Origin of the sequence: Bradyrhizobium sp. MOS002, assembly GCF_003020115.1 — a bacterium.
Taxonomy (GTDB): Bacteria; Pseudomonadota; Alphaproteobacteria; order Rhizobiales; family Xanthobacteraceae; genus Bradyrhizobium.
Map to the genome: position 1 here is coordinate 21,222 of NZ_PYFX01000027.1, position 19,459 is coordinate 40,680.

The window sequence follows — 19,459 nt, forward strand, 5'->3', positions numbered from 1 at the left end:
GCGCCTCGCAGCTGCGGTGCTAAACATCGTCCATGTCCAAAGCCACCCCAGCAACACGCGCGCTCACGGCTGCCAGTGTTGCCTTCACCGTCCGCGCTTACGACTACGATCCCGACGCCGAGAGCATCGGCCTCCAGGCCGCATCGGCGCTCGGCGAGGACCCAGCGCGCGTCTTGAAGACGCTGATGACGCTGGTCGACGGCAAGCCGGTCTGCGTGATCGTCTCGTCCGATCAGGAAGTCTCGATGAAGAAGCTCGCCGCTGCTGTTAGCGGCAAGTCGGCGCAGATGATGAAGCCGCCGGAGGCCGAGCGCCTCACCGGCTACAAGGTTGGCGGCATCAGCCCGTTCGGGCAGCGGAAGCCCGTGCGCACCGTGATCGAGCAGAGCGCGCTCGCTCATGACTATGTGTACGTCAATGGCGGTCAGCGCGGGCTGCAGGTGCGGCTCAGTCCATGCGATGTGCGGGACGTGTTGAATGCGATTGCCGCGGAACTGGTCGCCTGAGCGCCGCGCTCTGCTACTGCTTTTGCAACAGCTTCAGCCGGCAGCGCAGCGCTTCGCGGATGTGTGTGCGCGCGAGCTGCTCCGCATTGCCGCCGTCGCGGGCCGCGATGGCGTCGATGATGGCCCGGTGCTCGCCGTGGCTGGTCGAGGGCCGGCCCAATACGGTGAACGTGGTCGGGCCGAGCAGGGCGATCCAGTCCTGCAATTCCCGCGAAGCGTTGTCGAGATAGCGGTTGCGCGCGGCGCGGCAGATCGCTTCGTGGAAGGCGCGGTTGAGCCTTGCCATTTCTCCTGCCATCTCGGCCGCGTCGGTCTCGGACGCTTCGACAAAGGCCTGCTCGATATCCCGGAGTGCCTCGATCTCGGGCGCCGAGGCGTGCTCGGCGGCAAGCCGGGCGGCGGCGCCTTCCATGATCTCGCGCATGGCGTAGAGCTCGAGCACCTCTGATATGTCGAGGTTGCGTACGATCAGGCCGCGGCCGCCGGCAGGCTCGACGAAGCCGCGCGCCGCAAGGCGGCCGAAGGCCTCGCGAACCGGCGTGCGGCTGACCTTCAGCCGCTGGGCGACCTCTTCCTCGCGCAGGCGGTCGCCGGCGCGGTAGCTGCCGGCCTGCAGCGCCTCGCAGAGCGAGCGGAACACGGCTTCGCCGAGCGCCACGCCGCCGCCGCGCGCGATCGAGCCGCCTGCCTTTGTCGGGCGTCTTGCCATGCATCCTCGTGGGCTCGCCACACGCATCCTGCCCATGCAGCGATGGCGCTTGCTGAGGTTCTGTATATCTTTGTATACAAAGGTGCGCAATGGCCGACCGGATTGACCGCAGCCGCCGTCGGGCAGAATGTCTTCAACTTCGTCGCATCGGGCAGACGGCATGAGCAGCAAATACGATGTGCTGGTGATCGGCGGCGGCAACGCGGCGCTGTGCGCGGCGATCAGCGCGCGACGCGGTGGGGCGTCGGTGCTGGTGCTCGAGGGCGCGCCAAAATTCTATCGTGGCGGCAACACCCGCCACACCCGCAACATGCGCTGCGCCCATGACGCCGCCACCGAAATCCTGACCGGCCCCTACACCGAGGAGGAATTCTGGGAGGATCTTTTGCGCGTCACCGGCGGGCAGACCGACGAGGTCCTCGCCCGCCACATGATCCGCGAGTCCAAGGACATCCTGAACTGGATCGTAGAACAGGGCGTGCGCTGGCAGCCCTCGCTCGGCGGCACGCTGAGCCTGGGCCGCACCAACTCGTTCTTTCTCGGCGGCGGCCGCGCAATGCTGAACGCACTTTACCTCACCGCCGAGAAGCTCGGCGTCGAGGTCGAATATGACGCCCAGGTCACGGACCTCGTGATCGAGGATGGCATGTTTCTCGCCGCCCGCCTCAAGCGGCCGATCAAGGGCGACACCGAGATCTGCGCGACGTCGCTGGTCGCCGCGGCCGGCGGGTTCGAGGCCAACATCGAATGGCTGAAGCAATATTGGGGCGAGGCCGCCGACAATTTCCTGATCCGCGGCACGCCCTATAACCGCGGCTCGATCCTGAAGATGCTGCTCGCCAAGGGCGTGCAGGAGGTGGGCGATCCCACGCAATGCCATGCGGTCGCGATCGACGCCCGCGCACCGAAATTCGACGGCGGCATCATCACGCGCCACGACTCGGTCGTATTCGGCATCGTCGTCAACAAGCACGCGCAGCGCTTCTATGACGAGGGCGAGGACATCTGGCCGAAGCGTTATGCGATCTGGGGCCGGTTGGTGGCCGCGCAGCCCGACCAGATCGCCTACATCATCTTCGATTCCACCGTGGTCACGAGCTTCATGCCGACACTGTTCCCGCCGATCGCAGGGCAGACCGTGGCTGAGCTCGCCGGCAAGCTCGAGCTCGATCCGGCCGCACTGGAAAAGACCATCACCGAATTCAACGCCGCGGTGCAGCCCGGCACCTTCGACCACACCATCCTGGACGACTGCCGGACCGAAGGCATCACGCCGCAGAAGACGCATTGGGCGCGGCGAATCGAGACGCCGCCGTACCTTGCGTATCCGGTGCGGCCCGGCATCACCTTCACCTATCTCGGCACGCGCGTGACCAGGGAAGCGCGGATGCTGATGGCGGACGGCAAGCCGTCTGCCAACATGTTCGCGGCCGGCGAGATCATGGCCGGCAACGTGCTCGGCAAGGGCTATGCCGCCGGCATGGGCATGACCATCGGCAGCGTGTTCGGGCGGATCGCAGGACGGGAAGCGGCACGCCACGCCAAGAACTAGGACGAAGAAAAGACACGAGGGAGCAACCATGTCACGCATTGCCATTGCCTCGATCGCGGCGCTGCTGATCGTCGGCCACGCCCACGCGGCCGAGCCGATCACGCTGCGAGACATGGGCTCGTTCCATGTCGGTGGGCGTCTTGTCGAAATCTCCGGCAAGCCGGTGAGGGAGGTCGTGTTCGCGCCCGGCGGCGTGCCGGCCAAGGTCGATCCCAATGGCACGTATCAGGTCGAGCAGATGTACGTGCAGTATTTCCTGCCGGCAGACGAGAAGGGTGCCTATCCCTTGCTGATGTGGCACGGCGGCGGATTGACCGGCGTCACCTACGAGACCACGCCTGACGGGCGCGAAGGCTGGCTGAATTATTTTCTGCGAAAGGGGTGGGCGGTCTATAACTCCGACGCAGTAGAGCGCGGCCGCGCGGGCTGGGCGCAATATCCCGATATCTTCAAAGGCGAGCCGGTCTTCCTGACCACGGCCAATCCGTTCGAGCGTTTTCGCATCGGCGATGGGCCGAACTCCTACGATCCCGATCCCGCCAAGCGAAAATTGTTGCCGGGCAACCAGTTCCCCATCGAGGGCTACGAGAATTTCGTCAAGCAGAACGTACCGCGCTGGACCACGACCGACGATGCGACCATCGCCGCCTATATCGCCGAGATCGATCGCGTCGGCCCCTCGGTGCTCCTGTTCCACAGCCAGGCCGGCACCTTCGGCTTCAAGGTCGCGCAAGCCCGCCCCGACAAGGTCAAGGCGCTGATTGCGATCGAGCCGGCCGGCATCGGCGATCCCGCCAAGGCGGATGTGCTGAAGAACATTCCGACCCTCATCATCTACGGCGACTATATCGAGCGCGATTCGCGCTGGCCCAAGATCCGCGCCAACGGCATCGCTTTTGCGGACGCCATCAAGGCGGCCGGGGGCAGCGTCGACGTCGTCGATCTCCCGCAGGCCGGCATCAAGGGAAATTCGCATATGGTGATGATGGACAAGAACAACCTCGAGGTCGCGGCCCTGATCCAGAAATGGCTCGAGGGCAAAGGCCTGACGAAGTAAAGCCATGCACGGAACCAGAATTTTGGACGAAGCCGACCGCCTGATGACGGTCTGCAATTCATGCCGTTACTGCGAGGGTCTTTGCGCGGTATTTCCCGCTATGGAGATGCGGCGCGCCTTCTCCGACGGCGACCTCAATTATCTCGCCAATCTCTGCCATGGATGCGGCGCCTGCTACGTCGACTGCCAGTTCTCGCCGCCGCACGAATTCAACGTCAACGTCCCGCAGACGCTGGCGATCGCACGCGCGGAATCCTACGCGGCCTATGCCTGGCCGCAGGCGCTGTCCGGCGCCTTCGCGCGCAACGGTCTCGTCATCAGCATCGTCGCCGCGCTCAGCATGGCCGCCTTCATCCTCGGCTTCGCGGCCCTGAACGACCGCAGCGTGCTGTTCGGCGTGCACACCGGCCCCGGCGCGTTCTACAGGCTGATGCCGCACAACGCGATGGCGGCGTTGTTCAGCGCCGCCTTCCTTTATGCGATCTTCGCGCTGGTGATGAGCGTGCGTGCCTTCTGGCGGGATATCGGCCCGCCGATCGGCGGCCGTGCGGACGGTGGCTCGATCTTTCAGGCGATGCGCGACGCTGGTGAGCTGCGCTATCTCCATGGTGGCGGCGTCGGCTGCTACAATGAGGATGACAAGCCGACCGACCGGCGCAAGCTTTTCCATCACCTGACCTTCTACGGCTTCTTGCTCTGCTTCGCCGCGACCTCGGTGGCGACGCTCTATCACTATCTGCTCGGCCGCGAGGCGCCGTATCCATGGTGGGATCTGCCGGTGGTGCTCGGCACGCTCGGCGGCATCGGCCTGGTCATCGGGCCGATCGGCCTGTTCGCGGCCAAGATGCGGCGCGATCCGGCGTTGCTCGACGAGCAACGCTACGGCATGGATGTCGGATTCATCGCCATGCTGCTCCTCACCGGCTTCACCGGCATGCTGCTTCTGCTTCTGCGCGAGACTGCAGCCATGGGGCCGCTGCTCGCGCTGCATTTGGGCGCAGTATTTGCCCTGTTCATCACCATGCCCTACGGCAAGTTCGTGCACGGCATCTATCGTTTCGCGGCGCTGGTGCGTTACGCGCAGGAGCGCCGCGGAGAAGCCGGTTCTTGAGATTCAGACGGTGCGGAAGCGGCCGTCGCGCAGGAAAGCGATCGTCTGTTCGATCGCGCCGGCGTGACGCGGAAGTCCGGTATGGGACGCCTTCACGACGATATGGTCGGCCATGCCGGCTACCATCGCGCTTTGCACTGAGACCCGTCCGTCATTCGGCTTCGGCAGAACCAAGAGACCGGCGACGGGATCGATGAAGCGGTTTCCCGCGATCACGCCGACGGGATAGTCCACGGCGGGTAGGGCGTCAGGCCGGGACGTGGACGTGGTGGTGAGCTCGAGTCCGGCCGGTCCGTAGAATGCGTTGTAGAGGCGATATCCGCTCAGGAGATCGGCGACCTCGCTGCCGCCGTTCGGCGTACCCAGCATCACCACGCCGGCAAGCCGGTCCGGACGATACTTTGCGATATAGGCGCGCGTTACTAGGCCGCCCATCGAATGCGCGACGAAATGCAGCGGCGCCTCACGCTTGGCAAAGCGGGCGACCTCCGGATGGATATCGTCCGCTAGCCCGGCGATCGGCTTGCGGCGGCTGGCATAGTCGATGTTGAGCGTTGCGAAGCCGTTGGCCCGGAGCGCCCGTTCCAGTCTGGTCAGGGACACCGAGGTTCGCGCGATACCGTGAAGCAGAACCACTCCAGGGCATCGCGCCTCGCCTGATTGAGGCGCCTCGTGCATCTCTCTTACGCCACCTCGCGCTCCGGGGCAGACGCCTGCTCGCGGGCCATCGTCGTTGCGGTGACGTAGTCGGTCTTGCCGGTGCCGAGCAGCGGCACCTTGTCGACCACCATGATCGCCGCGGGAACGGTCAGCTCGGACGCGCCGACCGCCTTGGCCTGGCCCTGCATGGCGCTACGCTCGGCGTTCTTTTCCGTCGTCAGGAGCACGATGCGCTCGCCCTTGCGCGGGTCCGGGATCGACACCGCGACCGATGCTGCCTGCGGCCACAGGGTCGTCGCGATGTTCTCGACCGCCGACAGCGAGACCATTTCGCCGGCGATCTTGGCAAAGCGCTTGGCGCGCCCCTTGATCGTGATGAAGCCGGCCGGGTCGATCGCCACGATGTCGCCGGTGTCGTGCCAGCCCTCGGCGAGCGGTTCGAGCACGCCGGGATTTTCGGCCCTGAGATAACCGAGCATGACGTTCGGTCCGCGCACCGAGAGGCGTCCGCCTTCCTCGATGCCGGGGACCGGGTCGAGGCGGCTTTCCATCAGCGGCGACAGGCGACCGACCGTGCCGGGACGATTGGCCATCGGCGTATTCATCGCCAGCACCGGCGCGGTCTCGGTGACGCCATAGCCTTCGAGGATGCGGATGCCGTAACGCTCCATGAAAACCTGCCGGGTGCGATCCTTGACCGCTTCGGCGCCGGCGATCACCAGGCGTAGGGTCCGGAAGTCGTAGGCATGCGCCGAGCGGGCGTAGCCGGTGAGGAACGTGTCGGTGCCGAACAGGATCGTGGCGCCGGTCTGGTAGATCAGCTCGGGCACGATCCGATAATGCAGCGGCGAGGGGTACATGTAGATCGGAATGCCCGCGAGCAGCGGCATCATCATTCCGCCGGTCAGCCCGAAGGAGTGGAATACCGGCAACACGTTGAACACCTTGTCATTGGCGTTGGCATCGACCCGCGCCAGCGCCTGTGCGGCGTTGGCAAGGATATTGCGGTGGGACAGCACAACGCCCTTGGGCGTGCCTTCCGAGCCCGACGTGAACAGCACGACGGCCGGGTCGCTCGCCTGGCGGACGACCCGCGGCGTAGTACCGGCGAGCAGGCCCTTGATCTTGTCGGCCGTGCCGATCGAAGCACGGACGTCCTCGAGATAGACGACGCGAACTTCCGCGGAGATCGCCGCCATCAGCTTGTCGAGCTTGCCCTTCTCGATGAAGGCTTTCGACGTCAGCACGGTCTTGACCTGCGCGGCCTTCATGGCGGCGAGCACGTTGACCGGGCCGGCCGAGAAGTTGAGCATCGCTGGCACCCGGCCGATGTTTTGCAGCGCCATGAAAACGACGGCGACCCCTGCGGAATTCGGCAGCAGCACGCCGACATTCTCGCCGACGGCGGTGCCGTTCTCCAGCTTCCGGCTCAAGACCTGCGCGCCCAGGATCAGCTTGCGATAGGTCAGCTTGGTGCCGAGCGCGTCCTCGACGATGACCTTGCCGGTGTCGCGGTCGCGATAGGCGTGTCCGAGTGCCTCGAACAGGGTGTGATCGAGCATGGCGTTCTTCACCATGGCGTCGATCATCACGTCCTGAAGAGCTGCGCCCGCGGCGTTGCGGCGCGCCTTGCCCTTGAGCGCCGCGTCGACCGGAAGCTTGACCGGCGGCAGGATGGTGACGGTCACCCGCGGAAACCACGAGCGCTTGATCTGGCTGCCGTTGAGATAGCTGAGATGCGAACGCTGGGCGCCTTCGATGCGGACCGGGACGACGACCGCGTCGGCCTTGTCCGCGATCATCGCGGTGCCATCATAGACCTTCATCAGCGAGCCGGAGACGGTGATGCGTCCCTCCGGAAAGATCACGACCGGCTCGCCGGCGGCGACGAGCTTGATGAGGTCGCGCGCGGCCAGCGGCTTGGTGGGGTCCATGGTGTAGTGCTTGACCACCCGCAGGAACGGCTTGGCCCACCAGGCCTTGGCGATGCCGGTATCGACGGCGAAGCTCGCGTCGATCGGCAGCACGGCGTGCAGCAGCGGGCCGTCGATCAGGCTGACGTGATTGGGCGCGATCAGCATGCGCGTGCCTGCAGGCGGCAGATTCTCCAGCCCGCGGACCTCGGTGCGGAACAGCGCGCGGAACAGCAGTCCGCCAAAGTCGCGCACGCCTTCCTTGCCCCACTTCGTCAGGACGAACCAGACTGCGCCGAAGCTGGCGAGGCCGAGGCCGAAGAAGATCCAGCCGATGTGCAGACCGCCGGCCTGCAGCAGCGCGACGAACAGCGAGCCGGCCACCATGAAGGCGGCCTGCAGCACGTTTCCGGCGGCGATGATGCGGGCACGCTCGGAGGGGGCGGACCAGGCCTGGACGGCGGCGAAGGACGGAACGACAAACAGCCCGCCGCCGAATGCGAAGGCGACGAAGTCGATCAGCATGCGCAGGCCCGCGAACGAGGTCGCGAAGTCGGCAGCGGTGATGTCGTGGCCCTTGGCGGTCACGCCGATCGCCCAGGCGAGGTCGATGCCGGCAAACCCCATCATGATGGCGCCGATCGGCACCAGCGCGAGGTTCGGGCGAACGTGGCTCAGATTCGCGGCGAACAGCGAGCCGATGGCAATGCCGATTGCGAAGATCGCGAGACACAACGTCACCACGCCCTCGGTGCCACCGATGACCTCCTTGACCAGGGCCGGCAGCAGCGAGAGCACGATGGCACCCACCAGCCAGAACCAGGAGACGATCACGGTGCCGTCCCACAGCCGGTGGTCGGCGTGCAGCGTCTTCAACAGGCCGAGCGTCGAGGTCCACGGATTGCCGTTGACCGGCAGATCGGGTGCGGACGGCGTCGTCGCGGGAATGCGGGAGGCGAAGGCCCAGGACAGCAGGGCCAGCACGACCACGGCCGACGCGACCCAGCCCATATGCGCGGAGCCGGCCACGAACTGGCCGCCGGCAACGGTGCCGAGCAGGATGGCCATGAAGGTCGCGCCTTCGACCAGCGCGTTGCCGGTCGCGAGCTCGCCGAGCTCGAGCTGGTCCGGCAGCATCGCGTATTTCACGGGACCGAACAGGGCGGCGATGACGCCGAACAGTGCGAGCGCTGCGAACAGCAGCGGCACCGAGTGCAGGAAGAAGCCGGCCGCGGCAAAGCCCGCCGCAAAGATCTCGGCGAATTTGAGCCGCCTTGCGACGACGGATTTGACGTATTTGTCGGCGAGCTGGCCGCCGAGCCCGGACAGGATGAAATAGGGGAAGATGAAGACCGCGCCCGCGACCGTCACCAGCGCATCTCCGTGGCCGGTCGCGGCACTGTAAAGCAGGATGATGACAAGTGCGTTCTTGAGCACGTTGTCGTTCAGCGCCGAGAAGAATTGCGCCCAGAACAGCGGCGCGAAGCGGCGTGACGACATCAAATCCCTGATCATGACTAGTCCTGTTTTGGAAACGCTGTCTGAGGTTGTTTCATTGTCGGATGGGCGTCGGGACCGGAGGAGATGCGACGGGCATTTGCGGGTTGACGACGATCCCCCCCGACCTGCTCTGCGCCTTTGCCTTCCGATCCTGTTGGTCTCCGCGTGGCGACGTTTGGTTCGCAAATGGTTGGCCGCACTCTATTACGCTCCGGCAGGGAGGTGCGCGCGCCTCAAGTGAGATGGGCGAGGCGGCGAAAGGGCGAGAGGCGGCCGAGCAGGCCAATGCGGCGGCCCTCATGACGGGCACGGCCGCGGTTGGCCCGCCACATCCGGAAGGTCGCGCGGCGCTCAGCCAGGACGCCGGCAATGTCGTAGGCATTTGCGATGCGATCGATCGGCCCCATCGCGAACCGCAGGAGGGCACGGCCAAATCCGGTTAGGAGAGCTGAGGCGTCATCGACGAAGGTGGAGGCGATATCAACAGTGAGGGTTTGCATTTTGCTGGTCACCGGGTTAACTTGAACATTGTTCAAATGAGTATCCCGAAAATGAACAATGTTCAATACGGATCGTTACGAGACCGAAAAAAATCTCGACGGCGGCATCAGATCGTGGAGATCGCTCGCGGCATCATTGCGACTAAGGGATTGAAATCGTTGAAAGTCCGTGACGTCGCGGACGCCGCCGGCTGCTCGGTCGGGAGCGTCTATAACGAGTTCGGCGACTTCGACGGGGTGATCCTGACCGTGAATCGGGAGACCGTTAAGGCGCTAACGGTGCGGCTGGGCCAGGTTCCGGCCGAGGACCCCGTCCGCCAGCTTTACGGGCTGGCTGCGACCTACCTCGAATTTTTCGCGGAGCATGCCAATCTGCTGCGTTCGCTGTTCGAACATCGGATGGAGGACGACCGCCCTTATCCCGATGACATCCTTCAGATGGTGATGGACGCCTTCGCGCTGATGCATCCGCCACTGGTGCGGCTGCTTCCGACTGCAGACGACGTGCAGATCGCGCTGCTGTCACGCACCCTGTTTTCCGCCGTGCACGGGATCATCTCGCTCGGGCTCGAAGAGCGCATGGTGGCCGTGCCGCCGCAGATGCTGCGCCAGCAGGTCGAACAATTTCTGGATGCGCATCTCGCGGGGCTCGGGATTCTGCCAATACGATAAAGTGCTGAGCGCTGCTACGCGTTCGCGGACTTGCGCTGCCGCGAGGTCACGACGACGACGTCCGTCGTCCCGTTGTCGACCTGAACACGGTTGCGTCCCTTCTCCTTAGCGCCATAGCAGGCGGCATCCGCGCGCCGCATCGCGTCCTCGAGCGTGGTGTTGCCGTCGGTGATGCAGGCAACGCCGATGCTGGCCGTCACTGCAAAGCAGCGGTCGTCCCAGGCGAAGACGGACAGCTCGAGAGACCGGCGCAGCCGTTCGGCGATATCGACGGCGTCGTACGGCGGGCACCGCGGCAGGATCAAGCCGAATTCGTCACCGCCGAGTCGGGCCACCAGGTCATGCGGCCGCCGCTCCTGTTGCAGGAGGCGCGAGATCTGGCAGAGCAGGCGGTCGCCGGCGAGGTGGCCGCAGCTGTCGTTGACGTCCTTGAACTGGTCGAGATCGAGCAGGATCAGGCTCAGCGAACCCGCCGCGGTGTCGTCCAGCTCGCTTTGCAGGCGCGCCTCGAACGCGCGACGGTTGGACAGGCCGGTCAGCCAATCGTGCGACGCCTGCCAGGCCAGGCGCTCTTTCTCGGCATGCAGGGCATCCTCGAACGCCTGTCGTTGCAGCACCAATCGCCGCGTGTGCCAGATCAGGAGCAGGATCAGCGTCACGGCCGTGACGATATTGACGCCGGTCAGCGTCATCTTGATAGCGCGCGAGCCTTCGCCGAGGACGGTAGAGAACCGGTTGGCGTGCACCGTGAACTGAGTGTTGAGCTCCGAGAGCCGCGACGACAATAATTGCAGGCGGTCGCCGTTCTGAACCGGCCCGTTCTTCAACTCTGACCGGATCACCTCGCCGAACACGCTCAGCTCCAGCAGCATGGGGTCGGTGGCAGCCCATTCGCGGATCGCTTCCTTGAGAAAGCTGACCTCTTTGAAATAGCGAAACAGCCAGATCAATCCCGCCACGTCATCGGGATGGTTGCCGCCCTGCAGGAAGCCGATGCGGGCGGCCTCGACGTCGACCGGATCGCGCTCGAGCGCCCAGCGCGCGAACTCGTCGCCGATGGGAACGGCCAGCGAGGCCTGATATTGCCCAAATTGGCTGGCGTCGCCCGAATGCAGATAGAGATTGAGGAAATAGACGGCGTTCTTCTGCGAGCGCGACCACAGCGCTTCGCCCGCGACATAGGCGCGGACCGAGGACATCACCTCCAGGCTAAACCCGGCGATCGCCGCCTGCAGCAGAACGACCGTGACGAAAGGCGAGACGAGCTTGATGACGTGAAGGAAGTTGCGTCCCTTCGTTGACGGCGCTGTTCTGCGAAACACTTTGCGTTCCCCAAGTCGCTCGACGACCCCAGCGGAGCGATCTGCTCATAACGCAGATTACGCGTGAAGGGTGCTCAGCTCGACTTAAAAATGCCGGAAGACTGCGTCGCAGAGTGAAGGCGCTGTGAAGCGGATGCTTGCAGATCGCTGCAAATGCCGCCGAAGCGGAACTGACGCGGCATCGGCGAGCCGATGTCGCGCATTTGCCCCGAGTGGTTTACCTGATGGAGAGAGAATGCTCTGGCGCTACACCAGCACCGGCTTGCGCACGCGGCCGGCGTCGCCGAAGACGCGCAAATAGCGCTCGATCTCCGAAGGCAGGCCGGTCGCCTTCTCGGGATTATCGGAGAGCTTGACGGCCGGATGTCCGTCGACCGACGACACCTTGCAGACCACCGAGATCGGATCGAGATTGAACGAGCCGTCCGGCGTGCAGCCGACGAAATCATTGGTGAGATTGGTGCCCCAGCCGAAGGAGAGCCGCACCCGGCCAGTGAAGTGGTGGTAGGTCTCCTCGATCGAGCCAGCATCCATCGCGTCGGAGAACACCAGCAGCTTGTCCCTGGGATTGCGGCCCTTCTGCTCCCACCATTTCATGATCTCCTCCCCGGCCTGTATCGGCGGCGCGCTATCGGGGCGGAAGCCGGTCCAGTCGGCGACCCATTCCGGCGCATCGCGCAGGAAAGCCTTGGTGCCGAAAGCGTCGGGCAGCGCGATCAGCAGGTTGCCGCCATAGGTCTGGCGCCACTGGTCGAGGATGCGATAGGGCGCCCAGCGCAATTCCTCGTCGTCCTTGGCCAGCGCAGCCGCGACCATCGGCAGTTCATGGGCGTTGGTGCCGATGGCTTCGAGATCATTGTCCATCGCGAGCAGCACGTTGGAGGTGCCGATGAAGGACGGGCCCAGGCCCTCCTTCACGGCCTCCACGCACCAGCGCTGCCAGAGGAAGCCATGGCGGCGGCGGGTGCCGAAATCGGAGAGCCGGAGGCCATCCAGCTTGCGCAGGCGTTCCACCTTGGTCCACAGCTTGGCCTTGGCGCGGGCATAGAGCACGTCGAGCTCGAAGCGGCCGCGGCCCTTCATCGCTGCCCGCGAGCGCAATTCGTTGAGGATGGCGAGCGCAGGAATCTCCCACATCGTGGTATGGCTCCACGGCCCGTGGAAGTGGAGCTCGTACTGGCCTTCGACCTTGCGCAGCTCGTATTCGGGCAGCCGGAATTCGGCGAGCCAGCGGATGAAGTCCGCCGAGAACATGTGGGTCTTGCCGTAGAAGGTGTTACCGGCAAGCCAGATCAGCTCTTTCTTGGCGAAGCGGATGGTGCGGGCATGATCGAGCTGGGCGCGCAGTTCGCCCTCGTCGATGATCTCGGCAAGCCGCACATGGCGCGACCGGTTGATGACCGAGAATGTCACCTGCTGATTCGGATAAGATTCCCGAATCATTTGTAACATCAATAGCTTGTAGAAATCGGTATCAAGCAGGCTGCGGATGATGGGATCCAGCCGCCAGCTGTGATTGTAGGTCCGGCTCGCAATGTCGGTCACTGTCATGGGGGAATTCTAGCGTGGCTCCCCGTGCGCAACCAGTGGATTTGGCGAAGGGCAGGCCACCGCCGAGCATCCGGCTGCGCGAGGGGCTCGAAATCGCCCCGAAAGCCCGTTCGCGAACCGGTCTGCTGACGGTCCGGGTGGCTTACATGGCGTCGAACGCTCCCGTGAGCGTGACGCGGGGGCCGTGCGTGTAGCGGTCGGGCGTCAGACCGGAGTTGGAGGAGCCTGCCTGTTTGAACACATTGATGAGCGCATCGAGCCGATAGCCTGCGCCGAGTTTCAGGTTCTGTGTCATCCAATAGGAGACGCCAACCTGGATGTCGGCGCTGAGCACGCCGGCAAACAGCCGATCGTTGCTCGTCGAGAGCGTATTCGCGATTGGAAAGAGGGGAGAAAGAACCGACGGCGTTACCGAGAACAGGGTCGACGAACTGGTCGCCGACTGTTGCCGGCCGAGGAGCAGGGCGGCGTCGCCAGCATAATCGAACGACCATTTGCCGGCAAATGGGACCGAGCCTTCGACACCGATGAGTGGACCCGCGCCAAGGAAGCTCGCCCGCGTATCGCGCAACGTCGAGAGCGTTGTGGAAAAGCTGGTGATCGCCGGAAAGCCAGGCAACGCAACACCAGTGCTCGTCGCGGCCTGGACGTCCGAGCTTGAGCTCCGGGTGACGAATTCGGCAACGCGAAGGCCGCCCTTCAGCTGAAGCGTGCTCGGTCCGCTGCCGGCGATGTCGCGTCCCACCGCGAGATCGGCGAGCCAGCGGGTTTCCTTGTAGGTATTGGCGAAAATTTCCGTGCCTGTTTGGCTCGCGGCGCCGACGACGATTGTTTGCGTCAGTGAGTCCAGGCCGGTGCTCTTGCCTCCCCTCGCCGTAGCGGAACTGGCCGCTGATGTGCCAGGGAGATCCGGCGAAGCGATAATCGAAGCCAGCAGCCGTTTCCCATCCGACCTTTGGCGTCAGGTCGAACTGTCGGGTGAGACCGTAAGTGTCTGATATCGGATCCCCGCCGCTGAAGATGGCGCCGCCTTCGATCCAGGCCCTGAACTGCCCCGGACCGGCAAGCAGTTGTGCCTTGACCGGCAGGTCTGCGGCATACGCCTGCAACGGATTTCTGGCCTGTTGCGAAGCAGCGACCGCCGGGAATGCGGAATTGTCCTGCTGTGATCGGGCCCCGTTCCTGGCAGGTTCGCTCGTTGCGCGTGCCCCTTGCGATTTCAGCCGCGTATTTTCGTCGCGCAACTGCTGGTTCGCGCGCAACGCGGCATTTTCCTTGCGGATTGCGGCGTTCTGCCTTTCCAGCACCTCGAGGCGCGCATTGACGTCTTCGATTTCTCCGGCGGTAGCGCTGGTGACCGTCCATGCCGCGGTCGCGTCGAGCATGAGCGCCGCAAGATTCTTCTTCATTTTATTCACCTCGTCGCACCAGTGGCGCGACCGTGGCGCGGAATCACACAACGTGCATCAACCGTTCGGTTGAACTCGACCGGCTACCGCATTCGAAGAGTCGTTTCCGGGCTTGGGTGTGGCTTATGCGCCGCAGCCCGCGTGGTCAGCGGCCCGCGGCCGTCGCCGCGATAATCTCAAGCTGGTTCCTGATCCAGCGGTGGGCCGGATCTTTCTGATAGCGCTGGTGCCAGACCATGAACATGGGCAGCTCGGCCAGGGTTCGCGTGCGCGAGGCCAGCGGAATCCGCACATGCGCGAAGCCGTGCATCACGCCGGGCGCCAGCAGGCTTGGCATGCTCGCCAGCATCTGCGAGCCGCGCAGGAACGACGGCACCCCGGAGAAGCTCGGCACGGAGATCGCGATGTCGCGGTGGAAGCCGTTGGCTGCAAGCCGGCGATCGAAGTCGAGTCGCTCATTGTCAGTGTAAACCACCGTGATGTGGCGCGCGGCGAGATAGGCGCCGCGCGTAGCCGGGGCGGCGCGCGCTTTGGGGTCGTAGTAACAAACGTAATGGTCTTGCAGCAGGCGCTTCTGCACGATGTCCACGCCGGATGGCGGCAGCGGCGTGATCAGCAGGTCGCAGCGGCTTTCCCGCAGCATCGCCGGCGAGGGCGACTGCGAGGGGATCACACGCAGGTTCAGGCTCGTCACTTGCGCGGCGACATGATCGAAGAATCGCGGCAGCAGCAGGTCGCGCTGGAAGTCGTTCGTTGCGATTGTCAGCGAAAGCTGCGCGCTCGCCGGCTCGAACGTGACGCCGCCGGCAAAGCCGCGCATCTCGTCGATCAGCGCCCGCGCCTTGGCCGCGAGCGCCTGGGCGTGCGCCGTAGCGACAATGCCGCGGCCGGATTTGGCAAACAGCGGATCGCCGACGATCCGTCGCAGCTTGTTCAGGGCGTGGCTGACCGCGGATTGCGTCAGGCCGAGCCGCGTTGCGGCCGCCGTCACCGAGCCTTCTTCCAGCACGGCCAGGAACAGCTCCAGCGCGTGGCCATCGAGCGCCAAATGATCGATTTTTTTCATGGAATTTATTATAATTGATCTATTTATCTTGAGAATAGCCGGCGCCATCATGTCCCGATAAATCGTGCGCCCCAACGGAGCGCCACAGGGAGAGACAACGCCGATGCATGCCCAGGCGCTAGCCTCGCGGGATCCCCGCCTCAACCGCCCCGAGCCGTTCACGCCGCCGCTCGGTGACGGTGGCTTCTTCCAGCGCGACCGCTCCATGCATCCGCCCGCGCACGCGCCGGGCTACAAATCGTCGGTGCTGCGCTCGCCGCGCCAGGCGCTGCTGTCGCTTGAGAACTCGGTCTCGGAGATCACGGGGCCGGTGTTCGGGCACAACGATCTCGGCCCGCTCGACAATGATCTGATCCGCAACTACGCCAAGGACGGCGATCCCGTCGGCGAGCGCATCATCGTCCACGGCCGCGTGCTGGACGAGACCGGCCGCGGCGTACCGAACACGCTTGTCGAGTTCTGGCAAGCCAATGCCGGCGGCCGCTACCGGCACAAGAAAGACACCTATCTGGCGCCGATCGATCCGAATTTCGGCGGTTGCGGCCGCGCGCTGACCGACGACACCGGCTATTATTATTTCCGCACCGTGAAGCCGGGACCCTATCCCTGGCGCAACTACGTCAACAGCTGGCGTCCCGCTCACATCCACTTCTCGGTGTTCGGCTCGGGCTTCGCGCAACGCCTGATCACCCAGATGTATTTTGAGGGCGATCCCCTGATCCCGGTCTGGAGAATCCTGACGACGATCCCGGACCAGGATGCGCTGGAGCGCCTCGTCGCGCCGCTCGACCTCAACGCATCGGCTCCGTTCGACTCGCTCGCCTGCCGCTTCGACATCGTCTTGCGTGGCCAGCGCTCCACTTACTTTGAAAATCGCACCGCAGGGAACTAGGTCCATGCCGCAGCCGCTGAACTACCTCAAGGAAACCGCCTCGCAGACGGCCGGGCCCTACGTGCATATCGGGTTGATCCCGGCCATGGCCGGCTTCGACATTTTCGAGAAGAACTTTTCCAACGTGCTGGTGACGCCGAACACGCAAGGCGAACGCATCACGCTGGAGGGCAAGGTGATCGACGGCAGCGGCACGCCGCTGCGCGACGTGCTGCTGGAGATCTGGCAGGCCAACGCGGCCGGCCGCTACAACCATCCGGCCGATCGGTCGACCGGCGCGCTTGACGAGGAATTTCGTGGCTGGGGTCGCGCCGGCTCCGACTTCGAGAGCGGTCTCGTCACCTTCGAGACCATCAAACCGGGCGCGATCATCGACAAGACGGGCCGCAAAGGCGCGCCGCACATCAATGTCTGGATTGTCGCGCGCGGTATCAACATCGGTCTCAATACGCGCCTCTATTTCTCGGACGAAGAGGCCGCCAACGCCGCCGATCCCGTGCTCAACCTGATCGAGCAGCCGGTCCGGCGCTCGACTCTGATCGCAAGGCGCAGCGAACGCGCCGGCAAGATCGTGTATTCCTTCACGATCAATTTGCAGGGGCCGGAAGAGACGGTGTTCTTCGACGTGTGATCGTCTCAGGTCTCGTCGCCGTGGAGCTGCGCGCGAAAGGCGCGCGGTGACACGCCCGTGGCGGCGGCATAGACCCGGCTGAAATAGGCGGGGTCCTCGAATCCCAGTGCATAGGCGATCGTCGAGACCGGCAAATTGGTGTAGACGAGGTTGCGCCGCGCCTCGCGGATCAGCCGGTTGAGGATCAGGTGCGAGGCGGTGTCGCCGGTTGCCGTCCGCGTCACCCGGTTGAGATGGGTCGTCGTGATCGACAGCGCGCCCGCATAGTCCGCAACGCTCCAGCGTTCCAGATGATGCTGTTCCAGCAGCGCCTCGAAGCGGCGGAATAGTCCGCTTTCAGCCGTGCCGTTGCCACCGCTCTCGCCGGTGAGCGCGCGGGCCACCAGCCCGATCATGGCCGCCGACAGTGCACGCAGCACATGCGCTCGGCCGAAATCGCGCGCGGCGTGTTCGGCAAAGATCTGCTTCACGGTGGTCCCGATCTGCGGCGTGCCGCGTATCACGGCCGAGCGCGACAAGGCACCGCGCAGTCCTTCGGAGGCGAGCAGCGCTTCGTCCAATATTTCCGCGGCGATGGTCAGCACCCAGCCCTGGGTGTCAGGCACGAAACGGAAGCCATGGACGTGGCCGACAGGCACGTTGACGATTTGCATCGGTTTCAGCTGCACCACGCGCCCGTCGAGCGTGGCTTCGCCGCCGCCGCGCTCGATCAGCAGCACCTGGTGCAGCCGGGCATGGCGGTGCACGGCCAGCGTCCAGTCGTGCAGCACCGAGCGCGAAGCTATCGTCTCGCAATGCACGACATCGGGCAGATCGCCGGACTCGCCGAACAGATTGTAGACCCGGATCGCCGGGGCGGGGGCTGCGCTTCTCATGTTCGAATAGTACAAGACAAAGACGAAAGCCTCCATCGGTCAGCGGCGCTGAATCTGCAAGAAAGTGCAGAGGAGGACGCAAAAATGAAAGTTCAGGTCTGTATCATCGGCGGCGGGCCGTCCGGGCTGCTGTTGTCCCAGCTCCTGCACCTCAAGGGCATCGACACGGTCGTGCTGGAAAAATACAGCCGCGACCACGTGCTTGCCCGGATCCGTGCCGGCGTGCTCGAGCACGGCTTCGCCAGGCTGATGCGCGAGGCTCAGTGCGGCGAGCGGATGGACCGCGAGGGCGAGATCCACAAGGGATTCGAGATCGCCCATGACGGCGTGCTCTCCCAGATCGACCTCCACAAGCATTCAGGCGGCAATTCGGTGCTGGTCTACGGCCAGACCGAGCTGACGCGTGACCTCTACGAGGCGCGCGACCGCCTCGGCGGCAACGTCGTGCACAATGCCGAGGACGTGACGCCGCATGAGCTGACCTCGGACCGGCCTTACGTGACCTATCGTTCGAATGGCGAGACTGTCCGAGTCGATTGCGACTATATCGTCGGCGCGGACGGCTTTCACGGCGTTAGCCGCAAGTCGATCCCGAAGGACGTGCTGCGGGAATACGAGAAGATCTATCCGTTCGGCTGGCTCGGCGTGCTGTCGCGCACGAAACCGGTATCGCCGGAGCTGATCTATGTGAAGCACGAGCGCGGCTTCGCGCTGTGTTCCTTGCGGTCGCAAGTGCTGAGCCGCTACTACGTCCAGGTGCCGCTCACCGACAAGGTGGAGGACTGGAGCGACGATGCGTTCTGGGCCGAGCTGAAGCGTCGTTTGCCGGACGAGGTCGGCGGCCGCCTGATCACGGGACCGTCGATCGAGAAGAGCATCGCGCCGTTGCGCGGCTTCGTCGCCGAGCCGATGAGCTACGGCCGCCTGTTTCTCGCCGGCGATGCCGCCCACATCGTGCCGCCTACCGGCGCGCGCGGGCTGAACAGCGCTGCCTCCGACATCTATTATCTCTATCACGCCATGCTCGCGCACTATCAGAACGACGATGATTCCGGGCTCCGGGGCTACTCCGCCAAGGCGCTGGCGCGGATCTGGAAGGCGCAACGCTTCTCGTGGTGGATGACGATGCTGCTGCATCGCTTTCCCGACCGGCTCGAATACGAGGACAGGCTCCAGCAGACCGAACTGGAATATCTCCTCTCGTCCGAGGCGGCACAGCGTCTGCTCGCGGAGAATTATGTGGGGCTGCCGTTTTAAGGGCGCGAATGCGGATGTCCCCTATCCACCAGGGGGGCTGGGCTATCGCCTATGAAGAAACCTATGGCTGGAAGCTCGACGGCGGCCATCCTTCGAGACGCCCGCCTGCGGCGGGCCCTCAGGATGAGGGATGAGTATGCGGTAGCATTTCAACGCAGATGGATGCAGCTGAGCCTCATCCTGAGAGCCTGACTCAAAAAGCGTAGACGTCTTCAAGGTCTGGCCAAGCGGCGAGTTAAGAGCCTCAGATGGGCAGCGAGTAGCCAGGCGAGCTCG

The 19,459-nt window shown here is 64.5% G+C and carries 17 protein-coding genes; 8 read left to right on the plus strand and 9 right to left on the minus strand.

Annotation, left to right across the window (positions count from 1 at the left end):
• Positions 1-32 precede the first annotated feature (32 nt).
• Positions 33-506, plus strand: a complete 474-nt coding sequence (gene ybaK, locus C7G41_RS34355) for a Cys-tRNA(Pro) deacylase (RefSeq protein ID WP_106946683.1) — start codon at positions 33-35, stop codon at positions 504-506.
• 13 nt (positions 507-519) lie between these two features.
• Here ybaK and C7G41_RS34360 read toward each other — a convergent pair whose 3' ends face one another.
• A complete protein-coding gene (locus C7G41_RS34360; protein ID WP_106946684.1) occupies positions 520-1,215 on the minus strand; it encodes a GntR family transcriptional regulator in 696 nt (231 codons plus the stop codon).
• Positions 1,216-1,375: 160 nt separating this feature from the next.
• Here C7G41_RS34360 and tcuA point away from each other — a divergent pair, with 160 nt between their 5' ends.
• The 3 genes from tcuA to tcuB are packed head-to-tail and all read left to right on the plus strand — an operon-like array spanning position 1,376 to position 4,935.
• On the plus strand, positions 1,376-2,767 hold the full coding sequence (gene tcuA, locus C7G41_RS34365) for an FAD-dependent tricarballylate dehydrogenase TcuA (protein WP_106946685.1): 1,392 nt from the start codon (positions 1,376-1,378) through the stop codon (positions 2,765-2,767).
• A 28-nt stretch (positions 2,768-2,795) separates the two neighbouring features.
• Positions 2,796-3,824 (plus strand): esterase, encoded by a 1,029-nt coding sequence (locus C7G41_RS34370; protein WP_106946686.1) that lies wholly within the window; start codon positions 2,796-2,798, stop codon positions 3,822-3,824.
• A 4-nt stretch (positions 3,825-3,828) separates the two neighbouring features.
• Entirely contained in the window at positions 3,829-4,935 is a 1,107-nt protein-coding gene (gene tcuB / locus C7G41_RS34375; RefSeq protein ID WP_106946687.1) for a tricarballylate utilization 4Fe-4S protein TcuB, read from the plus strand.
• A gap of 3 nt (positions 4,936-4,938) precedes the next feature.
• Here the strand turns inward: tcuB and C7G41_RS34380 are convergent, their stop codons facing one another.
• The 3 genes from C7G41_RS34380 to C7G41_RS34390 form a co-directional block, all read right to left on the minus strand.
• A complete protein-coding gene (locus C7G41_RS34380) occupies positions 4,939-5,613 on the minus strand; it encodes a triacylglycerol lipase (protein ID WP_106946688.1) in 675 nt (224 codons plus the stop codon).
• Positions 5,614-5,618: 5 nt separating this feature from the next.
• Entirely contained in the window at positions 5,619-9,023 is a 3,405-nt protein-coding gene (locus C7G41_RS34385) for an acyl-[ACP]--phospholipid O-acyltransferase (protein ID WP_106946689.1), read from the minus strand.
• 218 nt (positions 9,024-9,241) lie between these two features.
• Positions 9,242-9,508 (minus strand): hypothetical protein, encoded by a 267-nt coding sequence (locus tag C7G41_RS34390; protein WP_106946690.1) that lies wholly within the window; start codon positions 9,506-9,508, stop codon positions 9,242-9,244.
• 51 nt (positions 9,509-9,559) lie between these two features.
• Between C7G41_RS34390 and C7G41_RS34395 the strand changes: the two genes are divergently transcribed.
• A complete protein-coding gene (locus C7G41_RS34395) occupies positions 9,560-10,180 on the plus strand; it encodes a TetR/AcrR family transcriptional regulator (RefSeq protein ID WP_106946691.1) in 621 nt (206 codons plus the stop codon).
• A 14-nt stretch (positions 10,181-10,194) separates the two neighbouring features.
• On the opposite strand, the gene C7G41_RS34400 is transcribed toward C7G41_RS34395, so the two are convergent.
• The 4 genes from C7G41_RS34400 to C7G41_RS34415 form a co-directional block, all read right to left on the minus strand.
• Positions 10,195-11,502 carry a GGDEF domain-containing protein gene (locus C7G41_RS34400; protein WP_106946692.1) on the minus strand — a complete coding sequence of 436 codons (1,308 nt, stop codon included), beginning with the start codon at positions 11,500-11,502 and terminating at the stop codon, positions 10,195-10,197.
• Positions 11,503-11,748: 246 nt separating this feature from the next.
• Positions 11,749-13,053: a nicotinate phosphoribosyltransferase gene (pncB, locus tag C7G41_RS34405; protein WP_106946693.1), complete on the minus strand. Its 1,305-nt coding sequence runs from the start codon at positions 13,051-13,053 to the stop codon at positions 11,749-11,751.
• A 142-nt stretch (positions 13,054-13,195) separates the two neighbouring features.
• Entirely contained in the window at positions 13,196-13,990 is a 795-nt protein-coding gene (locus tag C7G41_RS37515) for an Lpg1974 family pore-forming outer membrane protein (RefSeq protein ID WP_158268072.1), read from the minus strand.
• 617 nt (positions 13,991-14,607) lie between these two features.
• The gene (locus C7G41_RS34415; RefSeq protein ID WP_199198766.1) at positions 14,608-15,528 is read right to left on the minus strand and encodes a LysR family transcriptional regulator; all 921 of its coding nucleotides are present in this window, start codon (positions 15,526-15,528) and stop codon (positions 14,608-14,610) included.
• A 103-nt stretch (positions 15,529-15,631) separates the two neighbouring features.
• On the opposite strand from C7G41_RS34415, the gene pcaH reads away from it, so the two are divergent.
• Positions 15,632-16,420 carry a protocatechuate 3,4-dioxygenase subunit beta gene (gene pcaH / locus C7G41_RS34420; protein ID WP_106946695.1) on the plus strand — a complete coding sequence of 263 codons (789 nt, stop codon included), beginning with the start codon at positions 15,632-15,634 and terminating at the stop codon, positions 16,418-16,420.
• 4 nt (positions 16,421-16,424) lie between these two features.
• Positions 16,425-17,051 (plus strand): protocatechuate 3,4-dioxygenase subunit alpha, encoded by a 627-nt coding sequence (gene pcaG, locus C7G41_RS34425; RefSeq protein WP_106946696.1) that lies wholly within the window; start codon positions 16,425-16,427, stop codon positions 17,049-17,051.
• Between the two features lie 5 nt (positions 17,052-17,056).
• On the opposite strand, the gene C7G41_RS34430 is transcribed toward pcaG, so the two are convergent.
• On the minus strand, positions 17,057-17,962 hold the full coding sequence (locus tag C7G41_RS34430; RefSeq protein ID WP_106946697.1) for a helix-turn-helix domain-containing protein: 906 nt from the start codon (positions 17,960-17,962) through the stop codon (positions 17,057-17,059).
• A gap of 48 nt (positions 17,963-18,010) precedes the next feature.
• Between C7G41_RS34430 and pobA the strand changes: the two genes are divergently transcribed.
• The gene (gene pobA / locus C7G41_RS34435; RefSeq protein ID WP_106946698.1) at positions 18,011-19,183 is read left to right on the plus strand and encodes a 4-hydroxybenzoate 3-monooxygenase; all 1,173 of its coding nucleotides are present in this window, start codon (positions 18,011-18,013) and stop codon (positions 19,181-19,183) included.
• The last annotated feature ends 276 nt before the right edge of the window (positions 19,184-19,459 follow it).